The sequence below is a fragment of the Herbaspirillum sp. SJZ106 genome (assembly GCF_006715495.1).
Taxonomy (GTDB): domain Bacteria; phylum Pseudomonadota; class Gammaproteobacteria; order Burkholderiales; family Burkholderiaceae_D; genus Herbaspirillum.
Genome location: NZ_VFNI01000005.1, coordinates 1 through 22,742, shown reverse-complemented (window position 1 = coordinate 22,742; position 22,742 = coordinate 1). Strand labels below are relative to the sequence as shown.

Here is a 22,742-nt window from a genome sequence, read left to right as displayed (position 1 = left end):
CAAGTAAGTATCCGGTAAGACTCCCTGGAACATGATCCGCTGTCATTTCCCCCCATTCCGAAACGGAGTCTTCACCATGCCAGCCCTGCCTTTCCGCCTTTCCCTGCTGAGCGGCGTCCTCGCCGCCCTGATGCTGCAAGCCGCCCATGCCCAGGAAAGCGCCCCTTCGCCCGCCCCCCCATCCGCTTCATCGCAGCAGGATCCGCAAGCCACCCAGTGGGCGCTGGGCGCGGCCGTCGGCACCGAGCAAAGCCCTTATCGCGGCTACGGCAACAAGACGCGGGCACTGCCCCTGGTTATGTACAATAGCCGCTATTTCCAGTTCATCGGCACCACCGCCGACTTCAAGCTGGGTGCGCTCGGGCCGGTCGGTTTCGCCTTGCGCGCCAAGTACGCCGACGATGGCTATGACGGCAGCGACGCGCCCATCCTCAACGGCATGGAAAAGCGCAAGGGCAGCTTCTGGCTCGGCGCCCATGCGGCCTGGCGCAACCCGTACGCCGATCTCTCGCTGGAATGGCTGGCCGACGCCTCCGGCAACAGCGGCGGCCAAACCCTCAAACTGCGTGCCGAACACCAATTCAAGGCCGGCAGCTTCACGCTGGCACCCTATCTCGGGATCAACTGGATGAGCAGCGACTACGTGGACTATTACTTCGGCGTGCGGCAAAACGAGGCCACCGCCCAGCGCGCGGCCTACCAGGGCAGCTCGACCGCCAACCTGGTGGGCGGCCTGCGCACCGGCTACAACCTGACGCCGTCGCAGTCGCTGTTCCTCGACGTGCATGTGACCCGCTACGGCAGCGGCATCACCGACAGCCCGCTGGTCGACCGCTCCAGCGCGGCCGGCGTGCGCGCCGGCTACCTGTACCGTTTCTGACATGATGAACCGCATCGCCTTGCTGGAAGACCACGAGCGCATGGCTGCGCTGGTGGTCAAGGCGCTTGCGGCGGCAGGCATCGAGACCGACGTCTACGCGTCGATCTCGCAAGCCTCGCTGGGGCTCTCGCACATCAGCTACCCGGCGCTGGTGGTGGACCGCAACCTGCCCGACGGCGACGGCCTGGAACTGGTGCGTCGCCTGCGCGCGCGCCAGGTCGACACGCCCTGCCTGATGCTGACCGCGCGCGATGCCCTGCACGACCGTATCGCCGGACTGGAGGCCGGCGCCGACGACTACCTGCCCAAACCCTTTTCGATGGAAGAACTGGTAGCGCGCGTGCGCGCCCTGATGCGCCGCCCGCCGCGCCAGCAAGCCCTGGCACCCGCACATGGCGATATACGCCTCGATCCGGTGGAAAGCCGCATGGCCTGCGGCGAAGAATCGATCTCGCTATCGGGGGCCGAACTGCAACTGATGCTCATGCTGGTGCGCGCGGCCGGCGCCACGGTAAGGCGCACGGCGCTGGAAGCGGCCGCCTGGGGCATCGCCGAACCGGTCACGCCCAATGCGCTCGATGTGGCGCTGCACCGCCTGCGACGCAAACTCAACGGCATCGACTCGCAGTTGCAGATCGCCAACCAGCGCGGGTTGGGCTACGCCTTGAAGCACACCCATGGCAGCGCCTGAAGCCCGTTGCGCCTGCCCGCCGCGCGCGCGCAGCCTGTCGCTGCGCCTGCTGGGCGTGACCGCCATCGTGCTGGCGCTGGCCGGCGCCGCCGTGGTCGGCACCATTGCCGCCGTGCTGCGCTGGGGTCCTGAACTGGTGATGAACCGCGCCCTGGAAACCAACGTCAAGCGCGTCATCGACGGCCTGCGTTTCGATGCCGACGGCCGGCCCTACAAGGTCATCCTCGGCAACCGAATGGAAACCGCCTACGAAGTGCTGCGGAAGGATTGCGTCTATCGCGTGCTGGACGAGCACGGCGCGGTGCTGCTGGCGTCCGACGGCGCCCCATCGGCCTATACGCTGCCGGGCGGCGTCTTCGAGCCCGGACGCCAGCGCCTGAACCTGGCGCAGGACGGCGAGAAGCTGCAGGTCATCACCCAGGCCTTCGAACACCAGGGCCGCCCGATGTATGTGCAGGTCATGCGCAGCGAGCGGCTGCAGCGCATCGCGCTGGACAACAACACCCAGCGCGTGCGCTCGCTCACCGTCATTGCCGCCATCGTCGGCATGGCGCTGTTCTCGCTGGTCGTGGTGATCACCCTGCACTACCTGCTCAAGCCGCTGCGCCAAGCCGCCGCGGCTGCCGCCGACATCCATCCCGACAACCTCTCGACCCGACTGTCGCTGGAGGGCGTGCCGCGCGAACTGGCGCCGCTGTTCGGCGCCTTCAACCTGGCGCTGGACCGGGTCGAAGAAGGCTACCGCCGCCAGCGCGAATTCCTCGCCACCGCCGCCCACGAACTGAAGACGCCGCTGGCGCTGATGCGCGGCCAGATCGAGCTGGGCGACCTTGGCGACCGCCGCATGCTGCTGCAGGACATCGACCAGATGGCGCGCCATGTGCATCAGCTGCTGCACCTGGCCGAAGCCTGCGAACCGCACAACTATGCGATGGTCGACACCCATCCCGCCGACGTGCTGGCGCAAGCCTGCGCGCAACTGGCAAGGCTGGCGCAGCAACGGCAGGTACACATCGTCTCCGCCGCGGCCGGCTCCGGCGAGCCCATCCGCGCCGATGCCGGCGCCCTGTCGGTGCTGGTGAAGAACCTGCTGGAAAACGCGATCTGCCACTCCGAGCCCGGCGGCATCGTCAGCGTCCATGCCGACCGTTCCAGCCTCTCGGTGCGCGACGAAGGCCCCGGGATTGCGCCCGAAGCCATGCCGCACCTGTTCGAACGTTTCTGGCGCGGGCCGCACCGGCGCGACGAAGGCGCCGGCCTGGGCCTGTCGATCTGCGCCGAAATCGCCAAGACGCATGGCTGGCGCCTGGAAGCCGGCAATGCCCATCCGGGCGCAATATTCGAATTGCGCTTCCAGCCGGAGGCGACAACGACGATGACAATAACGGCCACAACGCCATCCGCAGCGCCATCCATGAGCGATGCCGGCGCCGCGCCGCATCCGGCCCTTGGCCGCACAGGCGGTCCCCTTCCGCCCTGAAGCAAGCCGAGTCGATGACATCGCCTGGCATTTTCAGGCAAGAAAAAATGGCGCCCGCAGCGGGTAATGCCGTTCAGTTAAGCGCTGAACGGCATTTTTGTTTGTGCAGCCCTGACCCCGTTCGCCCTGAGTAGCTGCGCAGCAGCGTATCGAAGGGCAGGCAAGACCGCTGACGCTGGCACGCTGATACGCTGGCTTCGATACGGCCCTGGCGGGACTACTCAGCCCGAACGGGCCAGGTGATGAGTGCTTCAGAATTAGCCTTAACTGAACCGCCTCAGCCCGCAGCGGGCGCCATTTTTACATCCGGCGCCAATGTCAGACGTTTGTCAGCCGGCCTTGCCATTATCTGCAATCAGCCAATCATAAAAAGAAGGGGGCATCGTTGAACGGGAAGAAAAGCAAACAGACCCGGCGCAGGATTGTGCTGCTGGGATACGTCCTGCCTGCGCTATTGGCAGCGGCTGCCGCCAGCGCCGCGCCGGATGAAGAGGCGCTGGGCCGCGATGCCGGCTATCCGGTCGGCGCCAACCTGGCGCAGGCTTATCAGCAACGTTACATGGTCGGCTCCTTCAGCGGGATGGACAGTATCGGCCCCTCATGCGAGCAGGCGCCGTCGGATAACCCGCTGCCATTGGAAACGGCCGCGAACCAGACCAAGTTCTATTACCGTTTCCGCGGCGGCTTTTACACGCTGGACGATTACATGCAGCACCAGCGCGCCACAGCTGTGGTCGTGATCAAGGATGGGCGCATCGTCGCCGAACGCTACAACTACGGACGCACCGCGCAAATGCGCATGCTCTCCAATTCCATGGCCAAGACCATCGTTGCGCTGGGCATCATGAAAGCGCTGGAAGAGGGGCGCATCCGTTCGCTCGACGACCGTGCGCAGGATTACGTGCCGGCGCTGGCCGGCACGCTGTATGGCGGCACACGCATCGTCAACCTGATGCGGATGGCTTCCGGCGCGCGCTTTGTGGAGGACTATTCTGGTCATGACGACCAGGCGCGCTTCGGCACGGTGATGCGCAAGCAGGGCACGCTGCAGGCGGCGCAAGGCATCACCGAGCGCGCCTATCCCGAGGGCGAGCATTTCAACTACGAGGGCGCGCAGACTTCCGTGCTGGGGCTGGTCTTGGAGGCCGCGACCGGGCAAACGCTGTGCGCCTGGATCGGCGACAAGATATGGAAACCGATCGGCGCACAGGCGGCATCGTCCTGGCTGCTCAATCCGGTCGATTCGGTCGCGCGCGCCGCCGGCGGTTTCAATGCGACAGTCCACGACTATGCCCGCCTGGGCATGATGCTGGCCGCCGACGGCATGGTGCGCGGACAGGCGGTGCTCAGCCGCGAGCACCTGCTGGACATGACCGACGCCTCGCGCCAGCCGCAGGCTTTCCGCCCCGGCTACATGGCCGACAGCCATGGCAGCACCTACTTCGGCTACGGCCTGCAAACCTGGATCATGCCGGGCAGCCATCGCCGTTTCGCCTTGCTGGGCATTTACGGCCAGGCCATCTTCGTCGATCCCGACCTGAAGCTGGTGGTGGTGCATACCGGCGTCGGCAAGGATGCCTCCGGCGATGCCAGCGGCAATCACTTCGGTTTGGAGCGCGATGCCTTGCTGCGTGGAATCGTGGGGACTTATGGCAATTGGTGACGCCGGCGCCGGCGCACCATAACGCTCGCGCTTGTTACGCCAGGCCAGCCTGGCTGGCCTGGCTCAATGCCGGGCCTCCAGTTGCGTCGCCGTCGGCGTGATATCGATCTCGCGCCGCGCCGGCTGTTCGCCCGGATGCAGCGTAAACACGCTGACCAGCCGCGCCAGCGTATCGGCCTGGTTCTGCATCGAAGCTGCCGCCGCCGCGGCCTGTTCCACCAGCGCCGCGTTCTGTTGCGTGACCTGGTCCATCTGCGTGATGGCGTGGTTGACCTGCTCGATGCCGTTGGTCTGCTCGGCGCTGGCGGCGCTGATCTCGGACACGATATCGGTCACCCGCCGCACGCTGTTGACGACCTCGTGCATGGTGGCGCCGGCCTGCTCGACCAGGCGGCTGCCGTTGCCGACCTTTTCTACCGAGTCGTTGATCAGTTCCTTGATTTCCTTGGCCGCGGCGGCCGAACGTTGCGCCAGCGAACGCACTTCCGACGCCACCACTGCGAAGCCACGCCCCTGCTCGCCGGCGCGCGCCGCCTCCACCGCCGCGTTCAACGCCAGGATGTTGGTCTGGAAGGCGATGCCATCGATCACGCCGATGATGTCGACGATCTTCTTCGAGGATTCGTTGATCGCGCCCATGGTATCGACCACCTGGCTCACCACGCCGCCGCCCTGCTCCGCCACGGCCGAGGCGGACACCGCCAACTGGCTGGCCTGGCGCGCATTGTCGGCGTTCTGGCGCACGGTGGAGATCAGTTCTTCCATGGCCGAGGCGGTTTCTTCCAGCGAGCTGGCCTGCTCTTCGGTGCGCGAGGACAGGTCGAGGTTGCCCGCCGCTATTTCGGCCGACGCGGTGGTGATCGTATCGGTGCCGCTACGTACGTTGCTGACGATACCGCGCAGGCTGTGGTTCATGTCCTTGAGCGACTGCAGCAGCTGGCCGGTTTCGTCCCTGGACTGCACCGAGACGTCGCCGGAGAGGTCGCCTTCGGCCACGCGGCGCGAGATGTTGACGGCCGTATTCAGCGGACGGGTGATGCCCAGCGTCAGGAAACGGGCGCAGATGATGCCCAGCAGCAGGATCAGGCCTTCCAGCGCCATGATCAGGATACGGCTCTTGTCGGCAATGGCATCGATCTCCTTGGCGCTATCGTCGATTGCCTGGCGCTGCAATTCCACCAGCTGGCGCATGGTGTCCTGGTAGGCCGTCGAGGCCGGCACGAACACCTTGTCGAGGATGCGCGTCGCCTCATCCACGTCGCCGGCGGCCTTGGCCTTGTTGATCTCGTCGCGCGATGACAGGTACTCCTTGCGGTATTGGCCGATCTTCCGGAACAGTTCCTGTTCCTGGGGCGAACTGAGCAGCGCCTCGACCTTCTTCTGGTACTCGCCAGAACTCTTGGACGATGCCGCCGCCTCCTCGGCGAAATACGGCCCCAGGGCGGGATCGTTGCTCTTGGCGATGGCGATAGTGCGGCGGATGCCGCTGGCGAGGTTGGCATACCAGTCGGCGATCATCCGCTCCTTCATCAGCGGCACGTTCATCATCTCGCGCGTGGCGGCCGATACGTTCTGGAGACGCCAGACGCCGATGCCGGCGATGACGATGGAGAAAACGAGGATAAGGGAAAAACCTGCCATGAGGCGCTTCCCGATTTTCATGTTACCGAGGATATTCATGTCTTCCGTCCCACATGCCGGCGCTGATGCCTGCGTTATTTTCAGTTATCTGGATGCTGTTGTTTTTTCTATTGTTTGCCGCAGGCAAAGATCCTTGCGGCAACGTTGCACTATGGCATGCCGCCTGCGCAGGAACAAGAAGGCTAAGCGAAGAACAAGCGCGGATTGCACCGCCACTTCGCAAACAGGTCGCCCCGGCGGCGACAATATGTTCATGCGGCGGGATTGATTGAAATTTTGCCAAGCTCCCGGCCTTCGTATTGGCCCAGCAATTCAGGCATCGCGCGCAGGAAGCGCTCATCCCCGAGCAAGCCCACATTAAAGCGCGACCAGGCCACCGTTTCCTCGGTATCGAGACGGAAGATGCTGCCCGGCGCCAGCACGATATTGCGCGCCATCAGCCCTTTCGCCAATTGCTTGGCATCGTCGAACTGCGCAAAGCGCGCCCACAGGTACATCGATTGCTGCGGCGTGCAGAACAGTTCCGCGCCGAGCTGTTGCAGCAGGTGGATGGCATGCTCGGTGGCCTGCGTGAGACGGTCGCGCAGGCGCGCGGTGTGGCGGCTGAAGTGGCCGTCGGAGAGGATCACATCCAGCGTGCGCTCGCAGTATTCGGAACTGGAAACATGCACCAGCATCTTGATGTCGGCCAGGTCGCTGGCGAGATCGCGGTGGCAGGCGATGAAGCCCACCCGCAACGCCGCCGATACCGATTTGGAGAAGCTGCCGATATAGATCGTGCGGCGCAACTGGTCCAGCGTCGAGATGCGCGCGGCAGTGGCCGGCTTGAAGTCGGCGAAGGCATCGTTTTCGACGATGATGGCGTTGTAGCGGTCGGCCAGTTGCAGGATCGTGTGCGCCTTGTGCGGCGAGGTGTCGGAGGCGGTCGGATTGTGCGCCAGCGATTGCGTGAAGAACAGCGGCGGCTTGCCCGGCTGCTTCAGTTCGCGCGCCAGCGCCTCCACATCCGGCCCATCGGCCAGGCGCGGAATGCCGACGATGCGCGCGCCGGACAATTTCAGTTTGCCGTACAACATGTAGTAGCCCGGCTCATCGACCAGCACGCGGTCGCCGGGACGGATGAAATTGCGGATCACGATATCCAGCGCCTGGTTGGCGCCGTGGGTCAGCACGATCTGCCCGGCGGCAGCCTCGATGCCATGCTGCGCCAGCTTGTGCGACAGGTGCTGGCGCAGCGGCAGGTAGCCGAAGCGGCTGCCGTAGCCGAACAGCGCGCCGATGCCGGTGCGCACCACTTTCTGGTGGAACTTGTCCAGGCGCACATCGTTCAGCCAATCCACCGGCGGGAACCCGTCGCCCAGGCGCAGGTGGCCTGGATCGCTCTTCAGCTGCTCGCGCATGAGCCACACCACATCCATCGCCCGGCTCAGCGAACCCTCGTCATCCTCCTTGACCGGCGGCGGCGCCGCGCAAACGAAGAAGCCGGAACCGCGGCGCGGTTCGGCCACGCCCAGCGCGGTAAGTTCGTCGAAGACATTGACGATGGTGTTCTTGGCGCAGTCGTGCCGTGCCGCCATCTCGCGGATCGACGGCAGGCGGCTGCCGGGCGGATAGATTCCCTCCACGATCTGCTGGCGGATCAGTTGCACCAGCTTGCCGGTCAAGGTGCGGGCGCTGCGGTTTTCTGTGACCATGGTCTGTTCCGGTGGTTTTTCTTGTTGCGCCGCAAAGCGATTGTCCTGGGTACAGTTGCAACACTGTTGGCCCTGACTGTACCCATGAAAATTGGTACACACTGGTATTCTGCTCCAAATCCGGCCGCCCCGCGACCTTCCCGCTCCAGCGAAAAACATCAAGAGAGACGCACACCCATGAGTACCGCCACCGATTCCCGCCTGCCCGGCTTCCGTTCCCTTGCGCCTGAACAGCGCCTGGCCGAAGTAGCCCGCCTGGCCGGCCTCGACGCCGCCGACCAGGCGCTGCTGTCCGACGCCGGCGCGCTGCCGCTGGCCACCGCCGACGGCATGATCGAGAACGTGGTCGGCACCTTCCAGCTGCCGCTGGGCGTGGCCGGTTATTTCCAGTTGAACGGGCGCGATGTGCTGGTGCCGATGGCGGTGGAAGAGCCTTCGGTGGTGGCCGCCGCCTCCTTCATGGCCAAGCTGATCCGCGAATGCGGCGGCTTCCAGACCTCCAGCAGCGCGCCGCTGATGCGCGCCCAGATCCAGCTGATCGGCATCAGCGATCCGCACGGCGCGCGCCTGGCCATCCTCAAGGAACGCCAGGCCATCATCGACATCGCCAACAGCCGCGACCAGTTGTTGAACAAGCTCGGCGGCGGCTGCCGCGACATCGAGGTGCATGTCTTCCCGAACACCCGGCGCGGCGCCATGGTGGTCACCCACCTGATCGTCGACGTGCGCGACGCGATGGGCGCCAATACCGTCAACACCATGGCCGAGGCAGTGGCCCCGCATATCGAGAAAGTGACCGGCGGCAAGGTGCGCCTGCGCATCCTCTCCAACCTGGCCGACCTGCGCCTGGCGCGGGCGCACGTGAAAGTCTCGGCCAAGGTGCTGGGCACGGAACGGTACAGCGGCGAGGAAGTGATCAACGGCATCGTCGACGCCTATGAGTTCGCCGCCGTCGATCCCTATCGCGCGGCCACACACAACAAGGGCATCATGAACGGCATCGATCCGGTGATCGTCGCCACCGGCAACGACTGGCGCGCGGTGGAAGCCGGCGCCCATGCCTACGCCAGCCGCAACGGCCACTACACGTCGCTGACGCACTGGGAAATCGCCGCCGACGGCGACCTGGTCGGCACGCTGGAAATCCCGATGCCGGTGGGCCTGGTGGGCGGCGCCACCAAGACCCATCCGGCCGCGCGCGCGGCGCTGAAGATCCTCAAGGTGCAAAGCGCGCAAGAGCTGGCCGAGGTGGCCGTGGCCGTGGGCCTGGCGCAGAACATGGCGGCGCTGCGCGCGCTGGCCACCGAAGGCATCCAGCGCGGCCACATGGCGCTGCATGCGCGCAATATCGCGCTGGCGGCCGGCGCCAGGCCGGAAGAGATGGATTGGCTGGTACAGCAGATGGTGGCCAGGCACGATGTGCGCGTCGACTATGCGGCGCAACTGCTGGCGCAAAAGCGCGGGCCATAAGCCTGCCAATGAAGCCAGCCAACCAGGCAAGCCAACACGAGGCATCACCCACGAGCCGCCCCAAGGCGGCCGATAAAAACCCAAGGAGACAGCACCATGAACCAGTCCATCCCACGCGCCAAATCGCTGCGCCTGCTGGCTTGCACGCTCGCCGCGGCCGCGGCCTGTAGCGCCGCTCAGGCGCAGGTATCCAACGATGCGGTGCGCATCGGCTTCATCACAGACATGTCCGGCCCCTATGCCGACACCGACGGCGCCGGCGGCCTGGAAGCGATCCGCATGGCGGTCGCCGACTACGGCGGCAAGGTGCTGGGCAAGCCGATCGAAATCATGTCGGCCGACCACCAGAACAAGGCCGATATCGCCGCCACCCGCGCGCGCGAATGGGCCGACGAGCGCGGCCTGGACATGCTGGTCGGCGGCGTCAACTCGGCCACCGCGCTGTCGATGAACAAGGTGATGGCGGAGAAAAAGCGCGTCTACATCAACATCGGCGCCGGCACCGCGCGCCTGACCAACGAAGAATGCACGCCCTACACCGTGCACTACGAATACGACACCGTGGCGCTGGCCAAGGGCACCGGCCAGGCCGTGATCAAGCAAGGCGGCAAGAGCTGGTTCTTCCTGGTGGCCGACTACGCCTTCGGCCACTCGCTGGCCAACGACACCAGCGCCGTGGTCAAGGCCAACGGCGGCACGGTGGTGGGTTCGGTCAAGCATCCGCCGTTCTCCTCCGACCTGTCGTCCTTCATGTTGCAGGCCCAGGCTTCCAAGGCGCAGATCCTGGGGCTGGCCAACGCCGGCGAAGACACCGTCAACTCGATCAAGGCCGCCAAGGAATTCGGCGTCACCAAGAATATGAAACTGGTCGGCCTGCTGATGGTGATCAACGACATCCACGCGCTGGGCCTGGCCAATGCCGAAGGCCTGATGATGACCGACAGCTGGTACTGGGACAAGGACGAGCCCTCGCGCAAGTTCGCCGAGCGCTTCTACCAGAAGATGAAGAAGATGCCGAGCACGCACCAGGCCGCGGCCTATTCTGCGACCACCACCTACCTGAAGGCCGTGGCCGCCACCGGCACCGACGACTCGACCAAGGTCATGGCCGAGCTCAAGAAAATGAAGATCGACGATTTCTACAACAAGGGCTACATCCGCGCCGACGGCCGCAACATCCACGATATGTACCTGTACCAGGTGAAGTCGCCGTCCGAATCGAAAAAGCCGTGGGATTACCTGAAGCTGCTGGAAACCATCCCCGGCGAACAGGCATTCACCAGCGCGGCGGAGTCGAAGTGCAGTTTGCTCAAGCAGTAAGCCGAACCTGAACCGGCGTTCTTCGGCGCACGAGGAACGCCTCCGCGTCCCGGCCTGCGCCGGGACGGCCGCATCTTGCGAACGCCCCCTCCCCCGGCGCGTACACAGGTCTCCACACGTCAGCCTGTCGTCAGCTTCGCTTCATCTTCTCTTCAGCATCTGGAGCTTGCGCAACGCGCCACTTAGGCATAATCTTGCTGTCCGCCGCACCGCTGCCGCTCGTCCGCCGTCCCTCCAACGACCCCGGCACAATATTCCCGGCCCTGCTTCGTCTTCATTGCTGCCGCCTCCGGCATGCAAACGCGCACGCAATATCCTTGCCGCCCACGCCATCCGCATGGGCGCGCACGCGCGGCCATCGCCAATAGCCAATAAAAAGCCAAGGAACTGATTTGCATAACAAAGACAACCCCAGCGCCGTCGCATCCACGCCCGGCAAATTCACGCCTTACCAGAAAATCGTAGTCGGCCTGCTGGCCTTCCTGCAGTTCGCCGTGATCCTCGACTTCATGCTGATGTCGCCGCTGGGCGCGATGATCATGCCCGACATGAAGATCAGCGCCCAGCAGTTCGGCCTGGTGGTATCGGCCTATGCCTTTTCGGCCGGCATCTCCGGCTTGCTGACGGCCGGTTTCGCCGACCGCTTCGACCGCAAGCGCCTGCTGCTGTTCTTCTACGCCGGCTTCGTGCTCGGCACGCTGTGGTGCGGGCTGGCGCAAAGCTTCGAAAGCCTGTTGGCCGCGCGCATCGTCACCGGCCTGTTCGGCGGCGTGATCGGCTCCATCGTGCTGGCCATCGCCACCGACCTGTTCCCGCTGCAGCTGCGCGGCCGCGTGATGGGCCTGATCCAGACCGCCTTCGCCGCCAGCCAGGTGCTGGGCATCCCGATCGGCCTGTACCTGTCCAACAGCTGGAACTGGCATGTGCCCTTCATCGCCATGGCGGCGCTGGGCCTGCTCGGCGGCATCGCCGTGATGTGGAAGATGCAGCCGGTGGCCGAGCACCTGAAGCTCAAGCAGGAACACAGCGCCTCGATGCACCTGTTCCACACCGTGACGGAACCGCGCTACCTGGTCGCCTTCGCCACCACTGCGCTGCTGATGACCGGCGGCTTCATGCTGATGCCATTCTCCAGCGCCTACCTGGTCGGCAACCTTGGCATCGACCTGCACCACCTGCCGACGGTGTACATGGTCACCGGCATCTGCACCATCGGCTTCGGCCCGCTGATCGGCCGCGCCGCCGACCGCGTCGGCAAGTTCCGCGTGTTCCTGTTCGGCTCCAGCCTGTCGATCGTCATGGTGCTGGTCTATACCCACCTCGGCCCGGTCACGGTGCCGGTGATCATCGTGGTCAACGCGGTGCTGTTCCTGGGGATCTTCTCGCGCATGATCCCCTTCCAGGCGCTGGTGTCGACGGTGCCCACGCCCAACCAGCGCGGCTCGTTCAACGCCATCAGCGCGTCGATCCAGCAACTGTCGGGCGGCATCGCCTCGATCGTGGCCGGCCACATCGTCACGCTCGGCGCCGACGGCCGCCTGGCCAACTTCGATGTGGTGGGTTATGTGATCGTCGGCACCACGCTGGCGGCGTCGGCGCTGGTGTGGCGGCTGAACCGGGAGGTGCAGGCGCGCGCTGCTGCTGCGAGCAAGGCCTGAGCCTCTCCATCGCCAACGAAAAAGGCGGGCATGAAGCCCGCCTTTTTCGTTGCGCCTGTTTCATTTTTCTGGAAAATGCCGACTCAGGAAATCCATGACGGTTTGAAGCACCAGTTCCGGCTTCTCCCGATGCGGCACATGTCCGCAGCCTTCGAACATCACGTATTCGCCCTGCCCCGCGAACGCCGACGGCAGGCCTGCGATCATCTTCGGGTGCCGCTCGGAACCGAACTCGTCCAGGTCGCCGTGCATGGCCAGCACCGGGCACTGCAGCTGGCGCAAATCCTCTTCCAATGACCAGCCGGCGAACGCCGGCGCCAGCCAGGTTTCGGTCCAGGCATCGAGCACCCACTGGGCTTTCTTCAAATCGTTGCCGTGGTACTTTGCCAGCCGCGCCAGTTGCGCCGGATCGGCAAAGCTCTTCTTGGCGGTGCGGATGCCATCCAGCGTGCGCTCTTCGACGAAGGCCTGGGCCGATTCGGTGATCACCGCGGCGATGCGCTCGGGGAATTGCGCGGCGGCGGCGATGGCCATCCCGCCGCCGACACTGTGGCCGAAGAGGATGGCTTTCTCTGCGCCCAGATGCGCCATCAACGGCAGCAGCGCCGCACCGGCTTCATCGCGAATGAAGCCGTGGCCGAGCGTGCCCGGGTTCGGAGCGGAGCGGCCGAATCCAAGCCGGTCGTAAGCCATGGCGGAATGCCCCGCATGCGCGGCCAGCTGTGCCGGGAAATCGCGCCACAGATCGATTGCGCCAAGAGAGTCGTGGAAAAAGACGATGGGGATGCCGCCCTTGCCGGCCGCGTCGCCCCAGGTCGAGACTGCGATCCGATGACCGCCGATAACCACATGCCGATCGTGCCTCGACGGGATGGTTGCGCCCGACCGGTTTGCCTCCGCCCTGCCTTGAATTGCCATTTGCGGCTCCTGCGCATGATGTGAATCCGGATTGTGCCCTTGAACGCGCTTCGTCGCTGTCATTGAAATGACAACGCCATTGGGCCATTACGCCGGGATCGGGAGTCGAGAGTCGGAATCAAGGTGGCCGCCCATTCCGGGCGCGCAAAGAAAAGGCGCACCCGAAGGTGCGCCTTAATCAGCATTCAAGAGGTATGTCTCCCCCTTAATATACCCGACACGCTATCCGCTTAAGCGACGTGCGAGCCGGCGTATCCTGAAAAGCGCATCGGCCGATGCTCAATGGCATTGAGCCGTCAGTGATGCGCGCCGCCGCCCAGGTAGGCGGCTTGCACCGCCGGGTCGTTCTGCAGCTTGTCGGCGGGCCCGTGTACGGATATCTTGCCATTCTCCAATACATAGCCGTAATCCGCAACATTGAGCGCCGCGGCGGCGAATTGCTCGACCAGCAACATGGTCACGCCCTCTTCCTTCAGGCGCGAAATGATGCGGAAGACTTCTTCCACCAGGATCGGCGCCAGGCCCATCGACGGTTCATCGAGCAAAATCACTTCGGGGTTGAGCATCACCGCGCGCGCCATGGCCAGCATCTGCTGCTCGCCGCCGGAGAGCGTGCCGGCCAGTTGCGTCTGGCGTTCCTTGAGACGCGGGAACAGTTCCAGCGCGCGCTCCAGGTCGCGGGCGATGTCGCCCTTGGGACGCGCGCGGGTGAAGCGCGGGAAGGCGCCCAACAGCAGGTTGTCGGTCACGCTCATGGTGGCGAACACGCGCCGGCCTTCGGGCGAGTGCGCCAGGCCGAAGCGGGCGATCTTGTGCGAGTCCAGGCCGGTGATGTTCTTGCCGCCGAGCGTGACCTCGCCGGCCTTCGGTTTGATCATGCCGGAGATGGCGCGCATGGTGGTGGTCTTGCCGGCGCCGTTGGAACCGATCAGGGTCACCACCTTGCCCTTGGGAACGTCGAGCGAAATGCCGTGCAGCACTTCGACCTTGCCGTAGGCGGCGTGCAGGTTGGAAATGGTCAGCATGTTCAGGCTCCTGCGGGTGTCGGTTTGTGGTCGGGGCCGTCGGACGCATCGCCCGCGCCGCCGCCGAGATAGGCTTCGATCACCTTCGGGTCGGCCTGCACTTGCGCCGGCTTGCCTTCGGCGATCTTCTGGCCGAAGTCGAGCACGGTGACGATGTCGCAAATCGACATGACCACATCCATATGGTGTTCGATCAGGATGATGGTGATGCCGGCTTCGCGGATCTTGCGGATGATGGCGATCAGGTCCTTGATGTCGGGCGCGGTCAGGCCGGCGGCCGGTTCGTCCAGCAGCAAGAGACTGGGGTTGAGCCCCAGCGCGCGACCGATTTCCAGCAGGCGCTGCTTGCCGTAAGGCAGGTTGCGCGCTTCCTCGTTGGCGAGGTCGGCCAGGCCGACGAACTCCAGGATGGCGGCGGCGCGTTCGCGCGCCTGGCGTTCCTCGCGCGCATAGCGCGGGGTGTTGACCATGACGTCGACCACGTTGCTGTTGAAGGTGTGGTGCAGGCCCACCAGCACGTTTTCGGTGGCGGTCATTTCACCGAACAGCTGCACGTTCTGGAAGGTGCGCGCCACGCCGCCCAGGGCGATGGTCGAGGGCGTGTTGCCGGAGATCTGGCGGCCGTCGTATTCGACGCCGCCATCGGTGGGGCGATAGATGCCGGTGAGCACGTTCATCATGGTGCTCTTGCCTGAACCGTTGGGGCCGATCAGGCCGTGCACGGTGCCCTTCTTCACATCCAGGTCGACCCGGTTGAGAGCCTTCAGGCCGCCGAACTGCATCAGGATCTGGTTGACCTTCAACAGCGTGGCGCCGTCGTCCTTGACCGAGTCGGTGGTGATGACGGCATGTTCCTTGTCGCCGCTGATCTGCTGCGCCAGCGGCACGCTCTTGGTCAGCATGCGGCCGAACAGGCTGCGGCAGAAGCCGACGATGCCGTCTTGCAGGTAGTAGACGACGAACAGCGTCATCAGGCCGAAGATGGTCAGGCGCCAGTCGGTGATGTTCTCCAGCTTGTAGGAAAAGGCGGCCATGATCACCGTGGCGATGACCGGCACGGACACCGCGCGCAGCGACTTGACCTTCTTCGCGACCGACGCGGCCGAGCCGACCGCCACCACCACGGCCAGTACCGTGGCGATCTTGCGGAACAGCTCGATGTCCGACAGCAGGCTGGGCAGCATGACCACGATCAGCGCGCCGATGAGCGAACCGATGCGCGACTTGCGCCCGCCCATGATGACCGCCAGCAGGAACAGGATGGTCAGCTCGAAGTTGTAGGTATTGGGCGAGATGTACTCTTCCGAATACGCGTACAGCGCCCCCGACAGGCCGGCCAGCGCGGCGCTGATGATGAAGGCATAGACCTTGTAGCGGTACACCGACACGCCCATGCAGTCCGATGCGATGGGACTGTCGCGCAGCGCCTGGAAGGCGCGCCCGAGGTTGGACTTGAGGATGCGGTGCACCACGCCCATGGCGATGACGGTGAGGATGGCGACCAGGTAGAAGAATTGCACTTCGCTCATCTTCTCGCCGCCGATGAAGGGCTTGGCGACCTTGATGCCGAGCGGGCCTTCGGTGAGGAAGGTCATCTCATTGATCAGGATCTGGATGATGGTGCCGAACGCCAGCGTGACCATCGCCAGGTACGGCCCCGTCACGCGCAGCGCGGGCAGCGCGAGGATGGCGCCGAACACGGCGGTGACCGCGATGGCGGCCGGAACCGTCAGCACGATCGGCAGGCCGAGCTTGAAGAACAGCACGCCGGCGGTGTACGAGCCGATGCCGAACAGGCCGGCGTGGCCCAGCGAAACCTGGCCGGTGTAGCCGACCACGATGTCCAGCCCGAACAGCAGGATGGCGTAGATAAGGATGGTTTCGATCAGGTGCAGGTAATACGGGTTGTGCACCACCAGGGGAATGCCGGCGAGGGCGACGATACCGAGTATCGAGAGCAGCAGGATTTTCTTGTTCATCGCTTCAGACCTTCTTGATCGCAGTTTTGCCGAACAGGCCTGCAGGTTTGACGGCCAGCACCAGGAGCAGCAGCAGCAGCCCCGGCACTTCCTTGTAGCCGGTGGAGATGTAGAAACCGGTGACGGTCTCGGCGATGCCCAGGATCAGGCCGCCGACGATGGCGCCCATGCCTGAGGTCAGGCCGCCGATGATGGCCACCGCAAAGGCCTTCAGCCCCAGCGCCGCGCCCATGGTGGCGCCGGTGAGCGTGAGCGGCGCCACCAGCACGCCGGCAAATGCCGCCGTGGCCGACGACAGCGCGTACGAGAAGGTGATCACCATGCGGGTGTTGATGCCCATGAGGCCGGCGGCGTCGCGGTCGTTGGAGGTGGCGACCACGGCCTTGCCGTAGATGGACTTGCGGTTGAACAGTTCGACCGCGGCCATGATCAGCAGCGCGCCGATCACCACCAGCACTTGCATCGGCTGCACATTGGCGCCGAACACCTGGAACGGCGTGCCGGAAATCGGCGACGGGAACGGCAGGTCGTCCTTGCCCCAGATGTTTTCGGCAACGTTCTTGAAGATGATGGCCAGCGCGATGGTGGACATGATCCAGCCGAATTCGGACTTGATCTTGATGGCCGGGCGCACCCCTATCCATTCGACGAACATGCCTTGCAGGGCGCCGAAGATGAGGACGATGGGGATCATCATCCAGTAGTTGAGGTAAGGCCCGCCGTGGATGTTGCCGACCACGGAGAGGCCGACCAGCGCGCCCAGCATCAGGGCTTCGCCCTGGCCGAAGTTAAGCGTGCCGGAGGTGGCGAAGGTCAGTTGGTAACCGAATGCGATCACCGCGTAGATCATGCCTAATGCGATGCCGGAAAAAACCAGCTGTAGCAGGATATCCATTGTGTTTCCCAAGAAGCGGCTGCCGCCGGATGGCGGCGTTGAACTGCGTGGATCGTGCGGGTAGCGCTGACGGTGCGGCCGGCACGGCTGGAATGGCGCGTGCGCCGCCGCACTATTGCCAATCCACTGGCAGATCGTGTGAAAAAGGCCAGTCCCCGGATCGCAAGGACTGGCCCTCAAACTTAAAACGCTGCAGGCAAAACGTCAGTCGCGTCTTATTTGCCGAGGACGACGCGGCCGTTCTTGACCTCGCCCATCACGACGGTAGCCGGCTTGATGGCTTCGTGGTCGTCATGGGTGAACGGCTTGTCATAGGTGGTGACCACGCCTTCAACCTTGGTGTTGAGGTTTTCCAGCGCGGCGCGAACCTTCTCGCCGTCGGTGCTGTTGGCTTGCTTGATGGCGGCGGCCAGCAGCAGGATGGAGTCGTAACCCTGGGCAGCCGACACGGCCGAAGGCATGCGGTCAACCTTGTAGGCCTTTTGGTAAGCCTCGATGAACGCCTTGCGCTTGGGCGTGTTGCCGTCCTGGATGAAGGTCTGCGGCATGCGCGCGCCGTTGCCGTTCTTGCCGGAGTTGTCGATGAAGTTGCCCATCGACAGCGGCCAGCTGCCGATGATAGGCACGTGCCAGTTCAGCTTTTCCATGCCGTTGGCGATCTGCGCCAGTTCCGGACCGATGCCGTAGGTCAGCACGACTTGCGCGCCGCCCTGCTTCGACTTCAGCAGCTGGGCGGTCATGTCGACGTCCTTGATGTTGTACTTCTCGACGGCCACCGGGGTGATCTTCTTGGCAGCCAGCACCTTTTCCAGGTCTTCGCGGCCGAGCTGGCCGTAGTTGGTGGAGTCGGCCAGGATCGCGACCTTGGTGTACTTCTGCTTGTCGACCGCTTCATCGGCGATCATCTTGGCCTGGATCTGGTCGGAGGCCGAGGTGCGGAAGACGTAGTTGTCCTTGTCCTTCTCGAACTGCTTGGTGATCACGCTGCCGGTGGCGACGTTGTTGATGACGGGGATCTTGGCTTCCTGGTAGAAGCGCTGCGACGCCAGCGCCACGCCGGTGTTGATGAAGCCGACGGTGGCGACCACCTTTTCCTTGTTGATCAGTTCCTGCGCGATCTGCACGCCGCGTTCGTTCTTGGCTTCATCGTCGCGCTCGACCAGTTGCACCTGGCGTCCCAACAGGCCGCCCTGAGCGTTGATTTCGGCCACGGCCAGCTTGACGCCGTCGCGCATGGAAGCGCCCATGGGGGCGGAACCGCCGGTGTACGGACCGGATACGCCGATCTTGATGGGATCGGCGGCCTGCGACGACATTGCCAATGTCATCAATGCGGCAGCTACCAAGGCTTGAGTCTTGTATGTCATGTCTTCCTCCAGGTATTTAATTGTCGGCTAGCACATCTTTTGGCGGGCTAAGCGCTTTGGAACCTCACCACTCCCCCGCTCTTCTGGCGGCTCGCTCGGGAGTGTCCGGGCCGATTCTGTCGCAGTTTCCTTTCTCGAAGCTTACAACCCTGTCAGGAGCTGTCGCAGCGCGTCGGGAAGCGCGGTTGATTTTTCTTTTCCGAAATCGACCCAAACTATTTTTGCAGCGCCATCAGCATAAATGATCTCGGGCTTGCCGGCGTCGCGGATGACATACGTAGTTTCCACACTCGTGCGCCCCATCTGCCCCGCATGCATCTCCACCGCGATGCTGGCCGGGTATTTCATCTGGCGCCGGAAGTTGCAGTGCGCATTGACGATCACCGGCCCCTGGCCGGCGACCGTCATGGCGCCGCAGACCGCATCCAGCCACTCGATGCGGCACTGCTCCATGAAGCGGAAATAGACGGTGTTGTTGACGTGGCCGAGGGCATCCATGTCGCCCCAGCGGATGTCCTGTTTCGAGGTATACAACAGCTTTCCGGATTCCTGTCCGGCCGAAGCGGGGGTGGCGTGACTGCTCATGCATGGTCCTTTCTGTTATTCGATTCATCGATCAGTGAAATTCTTTTCATCCTGCGCATGCCATCCTGCGCATGCCGGACAGGGCGCGATATTGCATTGCGGCATCATTGCGAACCATCTTGCGGATCACTCATGCCGCCGCTGTTTCGCGCACGGGCGGCATTGCATAACATTCTGTTATCAACTCACGCCATATCTGTATGAGTGACGGATACAAAATCCAATAAAATACGCGGCATTGCCGAAAAACACATCCGGCGCAGCTTCCGAAGCCGCTGCCGACGCCAGGAATTTCATTCGCGGAACGCATAAAACCCCAGTTACCACTAGCGTTCCGGCGAAAAATACTTAACAATAGCACGATCGTTCGAAAATAAGCGGTTCATAAAACTACGGGACACTCATGACTTCATCTCAAGACTTGCTTGAACAATACGGCCCACGCGAAGCGATGGAATACGACGTGGTGATCGTCGGCGGCGGTCCGGCCGGGCTGTCGGCGGCGATCCGCCTGAAACAGCTGGCCGCGCAACAGGGCCGCGAGGTGTCGGTGTGCGTGCTGGAAAAAGGCAGCGAGGTCGGCGCCCATATCCTGTCCGGCGCGGTGATGGATCCGCGCGCATTGACCGAGCTGATCCCCGACTGGAAAGAGCAAGGCGCGCCGCTCAATACCCCGGTCACCGAAGACCGTTTCCTTTTCCTCTCCGCCAGCAAAGCCTACAAGACACCGTCCTGGCTGCTGCCAGCCTGTTTCCAGAACCACGGCAACTACGTCGTCTCGCTGTCCAACGTCACCCGCTGGCTGGGCCAGCAGGCCGAAGCCCTGGGGGTGGAAGTGTTCGCCGGCTTCCCGGCAGCCGAAGTGCTCTACCACGAGGACGGCTCGGTCAAGGGCGTGGCCACCGGCAACCTGGGCATCAACAAGGAAGGCGAACCGACCGCCGAATTCCAGCTGGGCATGGAACTGCATGCGAAGTACACCTTCTTCGCCGAAGGCGCGCGCGGCCACCTGGGCAAGCAGCTGATTGCCAAGTACCGGCTCGATGCCGGCCGCGATCCGCAAACCTATGCCATCGGCATCAAGGAACTGTGGGAGATCAAGCCCGAGCTGCACCAGCCGGGCTTGGTGGTGCACACCGCCGGCTGGCCGCTGGCCAACGATACCTATGGCGGCTCCTTCCTGTACCACCTGGAAAACAACCAGGTGGCGGTGGGCTATGTGGTGGGCCTGGCGTACCAGAACCCGTACCTGTCGCCGTTCGAGGAATTCCAGCGCTATAAAACCCATCCGGAAATCCGCAAGTTCTTCGAAGGCGGCAAGCGCATCTCGTATGGCGCGCGCGCCATCACGGCCGGCGGCCTCCAGTCGCTGCCCAAGCTGGTGTTCCCGGGCGGCGCCCTGATCGGCTGCGAGGCCGGTTTCCTCAACGCCTCGCGCATCAAGGGCAGCCATGCCGCGATCAAGAGCGGCATGCTGGCGGCCGAGGCCGCGTTCAATGCCCTCAACGAAAATCGCCAGGGCGACGAGCTGGCCGCCTATCCGGCCGCCTTCGAGCAATCGTGGCTGAAGGAGGAATTGCACAAAGCGCGCAACTTCAAGCCGTCAATGAGCAAGGGATTGGTGACCGGAACGCTGCTGGTGGGCATCGACCAGGTGCTGTTCGGCGGCAAGGCGCCATGGACCATGCATCATGCGCATGCCGACCACGAATGCCTGAAACCGGCCGCCAACTACGCCCCGATCGCCTATCCGAAACCGGACGGCAAGCTGACCTTCGACCGCCTGTCGTCGGTGTTCATTTCCAACACCAACCACGGCGAAGACCAGCCGGCGCATTTGACCTTGAAGGACAAGAACGTGCCGGTGCAGATCAACCTGGCGCAGTATGCCGGCCCCGAGTCGCGCTATTGCCCGGCCGGGGTGTACGAGTTCGTGAAGAATGAGGACAACAGCGACCGCCTGCAGATCAATGCGCAGAACTGCGTGCACTGCAAGACCTGCGATATCAAGGACCCGACCCAGAACATCGTGTGGGTGACGCCGGAGGGCGGCGGCGGGCCGAATTATTCGGGAATGTAATCGGTCGCTTCCACACGGACAAAAACCGTACCTCCGATGTTAATGCCGTTCAGTTAAGCGTGGTGGAAGCCTTCCATTTCTGTAGATGCTTATCGATGATTTCAAAGCATAAACATGCGTCATGCCCCCGGCCCTCATACGAGCCACGTTGTGCCATGCCAGCGACTCGATATTCGAGGTCCGTAAAGGGGCCACCACTATTTCCTGGTCTGATAGAGCCAGCACCGGTAATGGTGAAGCTGCTCATACCGGCCGCTGGTAGGAATCGGTTAAGAACCGATTGTCGATTGAAATCCGGAAGATTCCATTGTTTATATGCTGGGTAGCCCATCAAAATACCATTTGTATTCCGCGTGATAGGAGCGGACATTGGATTGAAGTATTTGTGTGGAGGTGGCTCACCCTCGAAGCACAGTATGGCGATATCGTCGTAAGCATTCCGATAGAGAATCCTCACAGGCCACGTTTTTTTGGGGATGTCAGGAAGAATAGCGAAGAGCGCTAAATTCTTTATCTCCGGAGCATTAATGTCTGCGGGGTAGGATTTATCTTTGATAGTGGCAGTTGCTTCAAATAGATGATCGCAAGTTATCAAAAGATTGGATTCGCGGTAAGCGAATGCGGTACCCTGACCTGAAACTACATCTGCAGCGGTCGCGCTAAGCTCGAAATCGCCAAACCACTCCACAACAAATACTGCTTTGCGTGCACCACGCTCATCCCGAACAACGGGGTCAACTGGAAGCCTGGGGGCGACGAATGTGCCTAGGCTTTTCTCTATTTCTACAACTGCGTTGTACCGCTCCGCCAGATGGTTGTATAACGGGTCAGTCCCACCGCGAACCATCTTTAGATATAGTAATTTCCCCCAAATGGAGTTCCGAAGTTGCGGCGTGCTGCCTGTTCTTGTTTGTCGCTTCCAGATTTTATTTTCATGAGGAGCGAGTATGGATTTCGCAACTTTGGCTTGCCATACACTCTGCGCGGCGTTGTACCCATGCGTCTCCCACGCGCGCAATGCGCCGCGAATTCTGTCAATGAATATGCGTCGAACGTTTGGATTTTCATTAATGGTCAAGCCTGTCACTTCCATTCGGCGAGCACGATTGGATAGCCGAGTTTTATCGGCGTTAATCGCGAAGCTGTGCTTAACGGTAATGAGGTCGTTTAATTCTGCGCCAATGACTACGCGACCGTCGGGCGCTTCCATGCAGATGTTCTTAGGAAGACTTAAGGAATTACGAGTAGTGAACGAAAATGTAATGTCATCTGCGTAACGGGTGTACGCGGCCTTATGTCGTCTTGACCTGACCTGAAAAAACTGGTCCGACTTGAAATTTCATATGCTATTGAAAAGGAGAGTCAGACCATGCCGAAAAAGCGATTCACATCCGAA

17 protein-coding genes are annotated in these 22,742 nt (G+C 63.1%); 8 read left to right on the top strand and 9 right to left on the bottom strand.

Annotation, left to right across the window (positions count from 1 at the left end; genetic code table 11):
* Positions 1-76: 76 nt before the first annotated feature.
* The 4 genes from FB598_RS15555 to FB598_RS15540 all read left to right on the top strand — a co-directional run bounded on the left by FB598_RS15555 (position 77) and on the right by FB598_RS15540 (position 4,714).
* A complete protein-coding gene (locus FB598_RS15555) occupies positions 77-880 on the top strand; it encodes a MipA/OmpV family protein (protein WP_255464072.1) in 804 nt (267 codons plus the stop codon).
* A gap of 4 nt (positions 881-884) precedes the next feature.
* On the top strand, positions 885-1,571 hold the full coding sequence (locus FB598_RS15550) for a response regulator transcription factor (protein WP_141917019.1): 687 nt from the start codon (positions 885-887) through the stop codon (positions 1,569-1,571).
* Complete coding sequence (locus tag FB598_RS15545; RefSeq protein ID WP_141916140.1) at positions 1,558-3,051, top strand: ATP-binding protein; 1,494 nt, start codon at positions 1,558-1,560, stop codon at positions 3,049-3,051. Before FB598_RS15550 ends, FB598_RS15545 begins: the two co-directional genes overlap by 14 nt.
* A gap of 385 nt (positions 3,052-3,436) precedes the next feature.
* Complete coding sequence (locus tag FB598_RS15540; protein WP_255464073.1) at positions 3,437-4,714, top strand: serine hydrolase; 1,278 nt, start codon at positions 3,437-3,439, stop codon at positions 4,712-4,714.
* A 63-nt stretch (positions 4,715-4,777) separates the two neighbouring features.
* Here FB598_RS15540 and FB598_RS15535 read toward each other — a convergent pair whose 3' ends face one another.
* On the bottom strand, positions 4,778-6,394 hold the full coding sequence (locus FB598_RS15535; protein ID WP_141916138.1) for a methyl-accepting chemotaxis protein: 1,617 nt from the start codon (positions 6,392-6,394) through the stop codon (positions 4,778-4,780).
* Positions 6,395-6,606: 212 nt separating this feature from the next.
* On the bottom strand, positions 6,607-8,049 hold the full coding sequence (locus FB598_RS15530; RefSeq protein WP_141916136.1) for a PLP-dependent aminotransferase family protein: 1,443 nt from the start codon (positions 8,047-8,049) through the stop codon (positions 6,607-6,609).
* Between the two features lie 177 nt (positions 8,050-8,226).
* Between FB598_RS15530 and FB598_RS15525 the strand changes: the two genes are divergently transcribed.
* The 3 genes from FB598_RS15525 to FB598_RS15515 all read left to right on the top strand — a co-directional run bounded on the left by FB598_RS15525 (position 8,227) and on the right by FB598_RS15515 (position 12,497).
* On the top strand, positions 8,227-9,519 hold the full coding sequence (locus FB598_RS15525) for a hydroxymethylglutaryl-CoA reductase, degradative (RefSeq protein WP_141916134.1): 1,293 nt from the start codon (positions 8,227-8,229) through the stop codon (positions 9,517-9,519).
* 96 nt (positions 9,520-9,615) lie between these two features.
* A complete protein-coding gene (locus tag FB598_RS15520) occupies positions 9,616-10,839 on the top strand; it encodes an ABC transporter substrate-binding protein (RefSeq protein WP_141916132.1) in 1,224 nt (407 codons plus the stop codon).
* 392 nt (positions 10,840-11,231) lie between these two features.
* Positions 11,232-12,497 carry an MFS transporter gene (locus FB598_RS15515; RefSeq protein WP_141916129.1) on the top strand — a complete coding sequence of 422 codons (1,266 nt, stop codon included), beginning with the start codon at positions 11,232-11,234 and terminating at the stop codon, positions 12,495-12,497.
* 60 nt (positions 12,498-12,557) lie between these two features.
* On the opposite strand, the gene FB598_RS15510 is transcribed toward FB598_RS15515, so the two are convergent.
* The 6 genes from FB598_RS15510 to FB598_RS15485 form a co-directional block, all read right to left on the bottom strand.
* The gene (locus FB598_RS15510; RefSeq protein ID WP_141916126.1) at positions 12,558-13,415 is read right to left on the bottom strand and encodes an alpha/beta fold hydrolase; all 858 of its coding nucleotides are present in this window, start codon (positions 13,413-13,415) and stop codon (positions 12,558-12,560) included.
* A gap of 296 nt (positions 13,416-13,711) precedes the next feature.
* The gene (locus tag FB598_RS15505) at positions 13,712-14,440 is read right to left on the bottom strand and encodes an ABC transporter ATP-binding protein (RefSeq protein WP_141916123.1); all 729 of its coding nucleotides are present in this window, start codon (positions 14,438-14,440) and stop codon (positions 13,712-13,714) included.
* Between the two features lie 2 nt (positions 14,441-14,442).
* Entirely contained in the window at positions 14,443-16,419 is a 1,977-nt protein-coding gene (locus FB598_RS15500) for an ATP-binding cassette domain-containing protein (protein ID WP_141916121.1), read from the bottom strand.
* A 4-nt stretch (positions 16,420-16,423) separates the two neighbouring features.
* Positions 16,424-17,314 (bottom strand): branched-chain amino acid ABC transporter permease, encoded by an 891-nt coding sequence (locus FB598_RS15495; RefSeq protein ID WP_141916118.1) that lies wholly within the window; start codon positions 17,312-17,314, stop codon positions 16,424-16,426.
* A 215-nt stretch (positions 17,315-17,529) separates the two neighbouring features.
* The gene (locus FB598_RS15490) at positions 17,530-18,681 is read right to left on the bottom strand and encodes an ABC transporter substrate-binding protein (protein ID WP_141916116.1); all 1,152 of its coding nucleotides are present in this window, start codon (positions 18,679-18,681) and stop codon (positions 17,530-17,532) included.
* A 141-nt stretch (positions 18,682-18,822) separates the two neighbouring features.
* The gene (locus FB598_RS15485) at positions 18,823-19,266 is read right to left on the bottom strand and encodes a thioesterase family protein (RefSeq protein ID WP_141916113.1); all 444 of its coding nucleotides are present in this window, start codon (positions 19,264-19,266) and stop codon (positions 18,823-18,825) included.
* Between the two features lie 403 nt (positions 19,267-19,669).
* Between FB598_RS15485 and FB598_RS15480 the strand changes: the two genes are divergently transcribed.
* On the top strand, positions 19,670-21,346 hold the full coding sequence (locus FB598_RS15480; protein WP_141916111.1) for an electron transfer flavoprotein-ubiquinone oxidoreductase: 1,677 nt from the start codon (positions 19,670-19,672) through the stop codon (positions 21,344-21,346).
* 49 nt (positions 21,347-21,395) lie between these two features.
* Here the strand turns inward: FB598_RS15480 and FB598_RS15475 are convergent, their stop codons facing one another.
* A complete protein-coding gene (locus FB598_RS15475; RefSeq protein ID WP_141916109.1) occupies positions 21,396-22,556 on the bottom strand; it encodes a serine protease in 1,161 nt (386 codons plus the stop codon).
* Positions 22,557-22,742: the final 186 nt, after the last annotated feature.

Excerpts from the sequence above, each read along its gene's own strand:
- FB598_RS15555 (WP_255464072.1), top strand. The coding sequence starts at position 77 with ATGCCAGCCCTGCCTTTCCGCCTTTCCCTGCTGAGCGGCGTCCTCGCC.
- FB598_RS15550 (WP_141917019.1), top strand. The coding sequence starts at position 885 with ATGAACCGCATCGCCTTGCTGGAAGACCACGAGCGCATGGCTGCGCTG.
- FB598_RS15545 (WP_141916140.1), top strand. The coding sequence starts at position 1,558 with ATGGCAGCGCCTGAAGCCCGTTGCGCCTGCCCGCCGCGCGCGCGCAGC.
- FB598_RS15535 (WP_141916138.1), bottom strand. The coding sequence starts at position 6,394 with ATGAATATCCTCGGTAACATGAAAATCGGGAAGCGCCTCATGGCAGGT.
- FB598_RS15530 (WP_141916136.1), bottom strand. The coding sequence starts at position 8,049 with ATGGTCACAGAAAACCGCAGCGCCCGCACCTTGACCGGCAAGCTGGTG.
- FB598_RS15525 (WP_141916134.1), top strand. The coding sequence starts at position 8,227 with ATGAGTACCGCCACCGATTCCCGCCTGCCCGGCTTCCGTTCCCTTGCG.
- FB598_RS15520 (WP_141916132.1), top strand. The coding sequence starts at position 9,616 with ATGAACCAGTCCATCCCACGCGCCAAATCGCTGCGCCTGCTGGCTTGC.
- FB598_RS15510 (WP_141916126.1), bottom strand. The coding sequence starts at position 13,415 with ATGGCAATTCAAGGCAGGGCGGAGGCAAACCGGTCGGGCGCAACCATC.
- FB598_RS15505 (WP_141916123.1), bottom strand. The coding sequence starts at position 14,440 with ATGCTGACCATTTCCAACCTGCACGCCGCCTACGGCAAGGTCGAAGTG.
- FB598_RS15500 (WP_141916121.1), bottom strand. The coding sequence starts at position 16,419 with ATGAACAAGAAAATCCTGCTGCTCTCGATACTCGGTATCGTCGCCCTC.
- FB598_RS15495 (WP_141916118.1), bottom strand. The coding sequence starts at position 17,314 with ATGGATATCCTGCTACAGCTGGTTTTTTCCGGCATCGCATTAGGCATG.
- FB598_RS15490 (WP_141916116.1), bottom strand. The coding sequence starts at position 18,681 with ATGACATACAAGACTCAAGCCTTGGTAGCTGCCGCATTGATGACATTG.
- FB598_RS15485 (WP_141916113.1), bottom strand. The coding sequence starts at position 19,266 with ATGAGCAGTCACGCCACCCCCGCTTCGGCCGGACAGGAATCCGGAAAG.
- FB598_RS15480 (WP_141916111.1), top strand. The coding sequence starts at position 19,670 with ATGACTTCATCTCAAGACTTGCTTGAACAATACGGCCCACGCGAAGCG.
- FB598_RS15475 (WP_141916109.1), bottom strand. The coding sequence starts at position 22,556 with ATGGAAGCGCCCGACGGTCGCGTAGTCATTGGCGCAGAATTAAACGAC.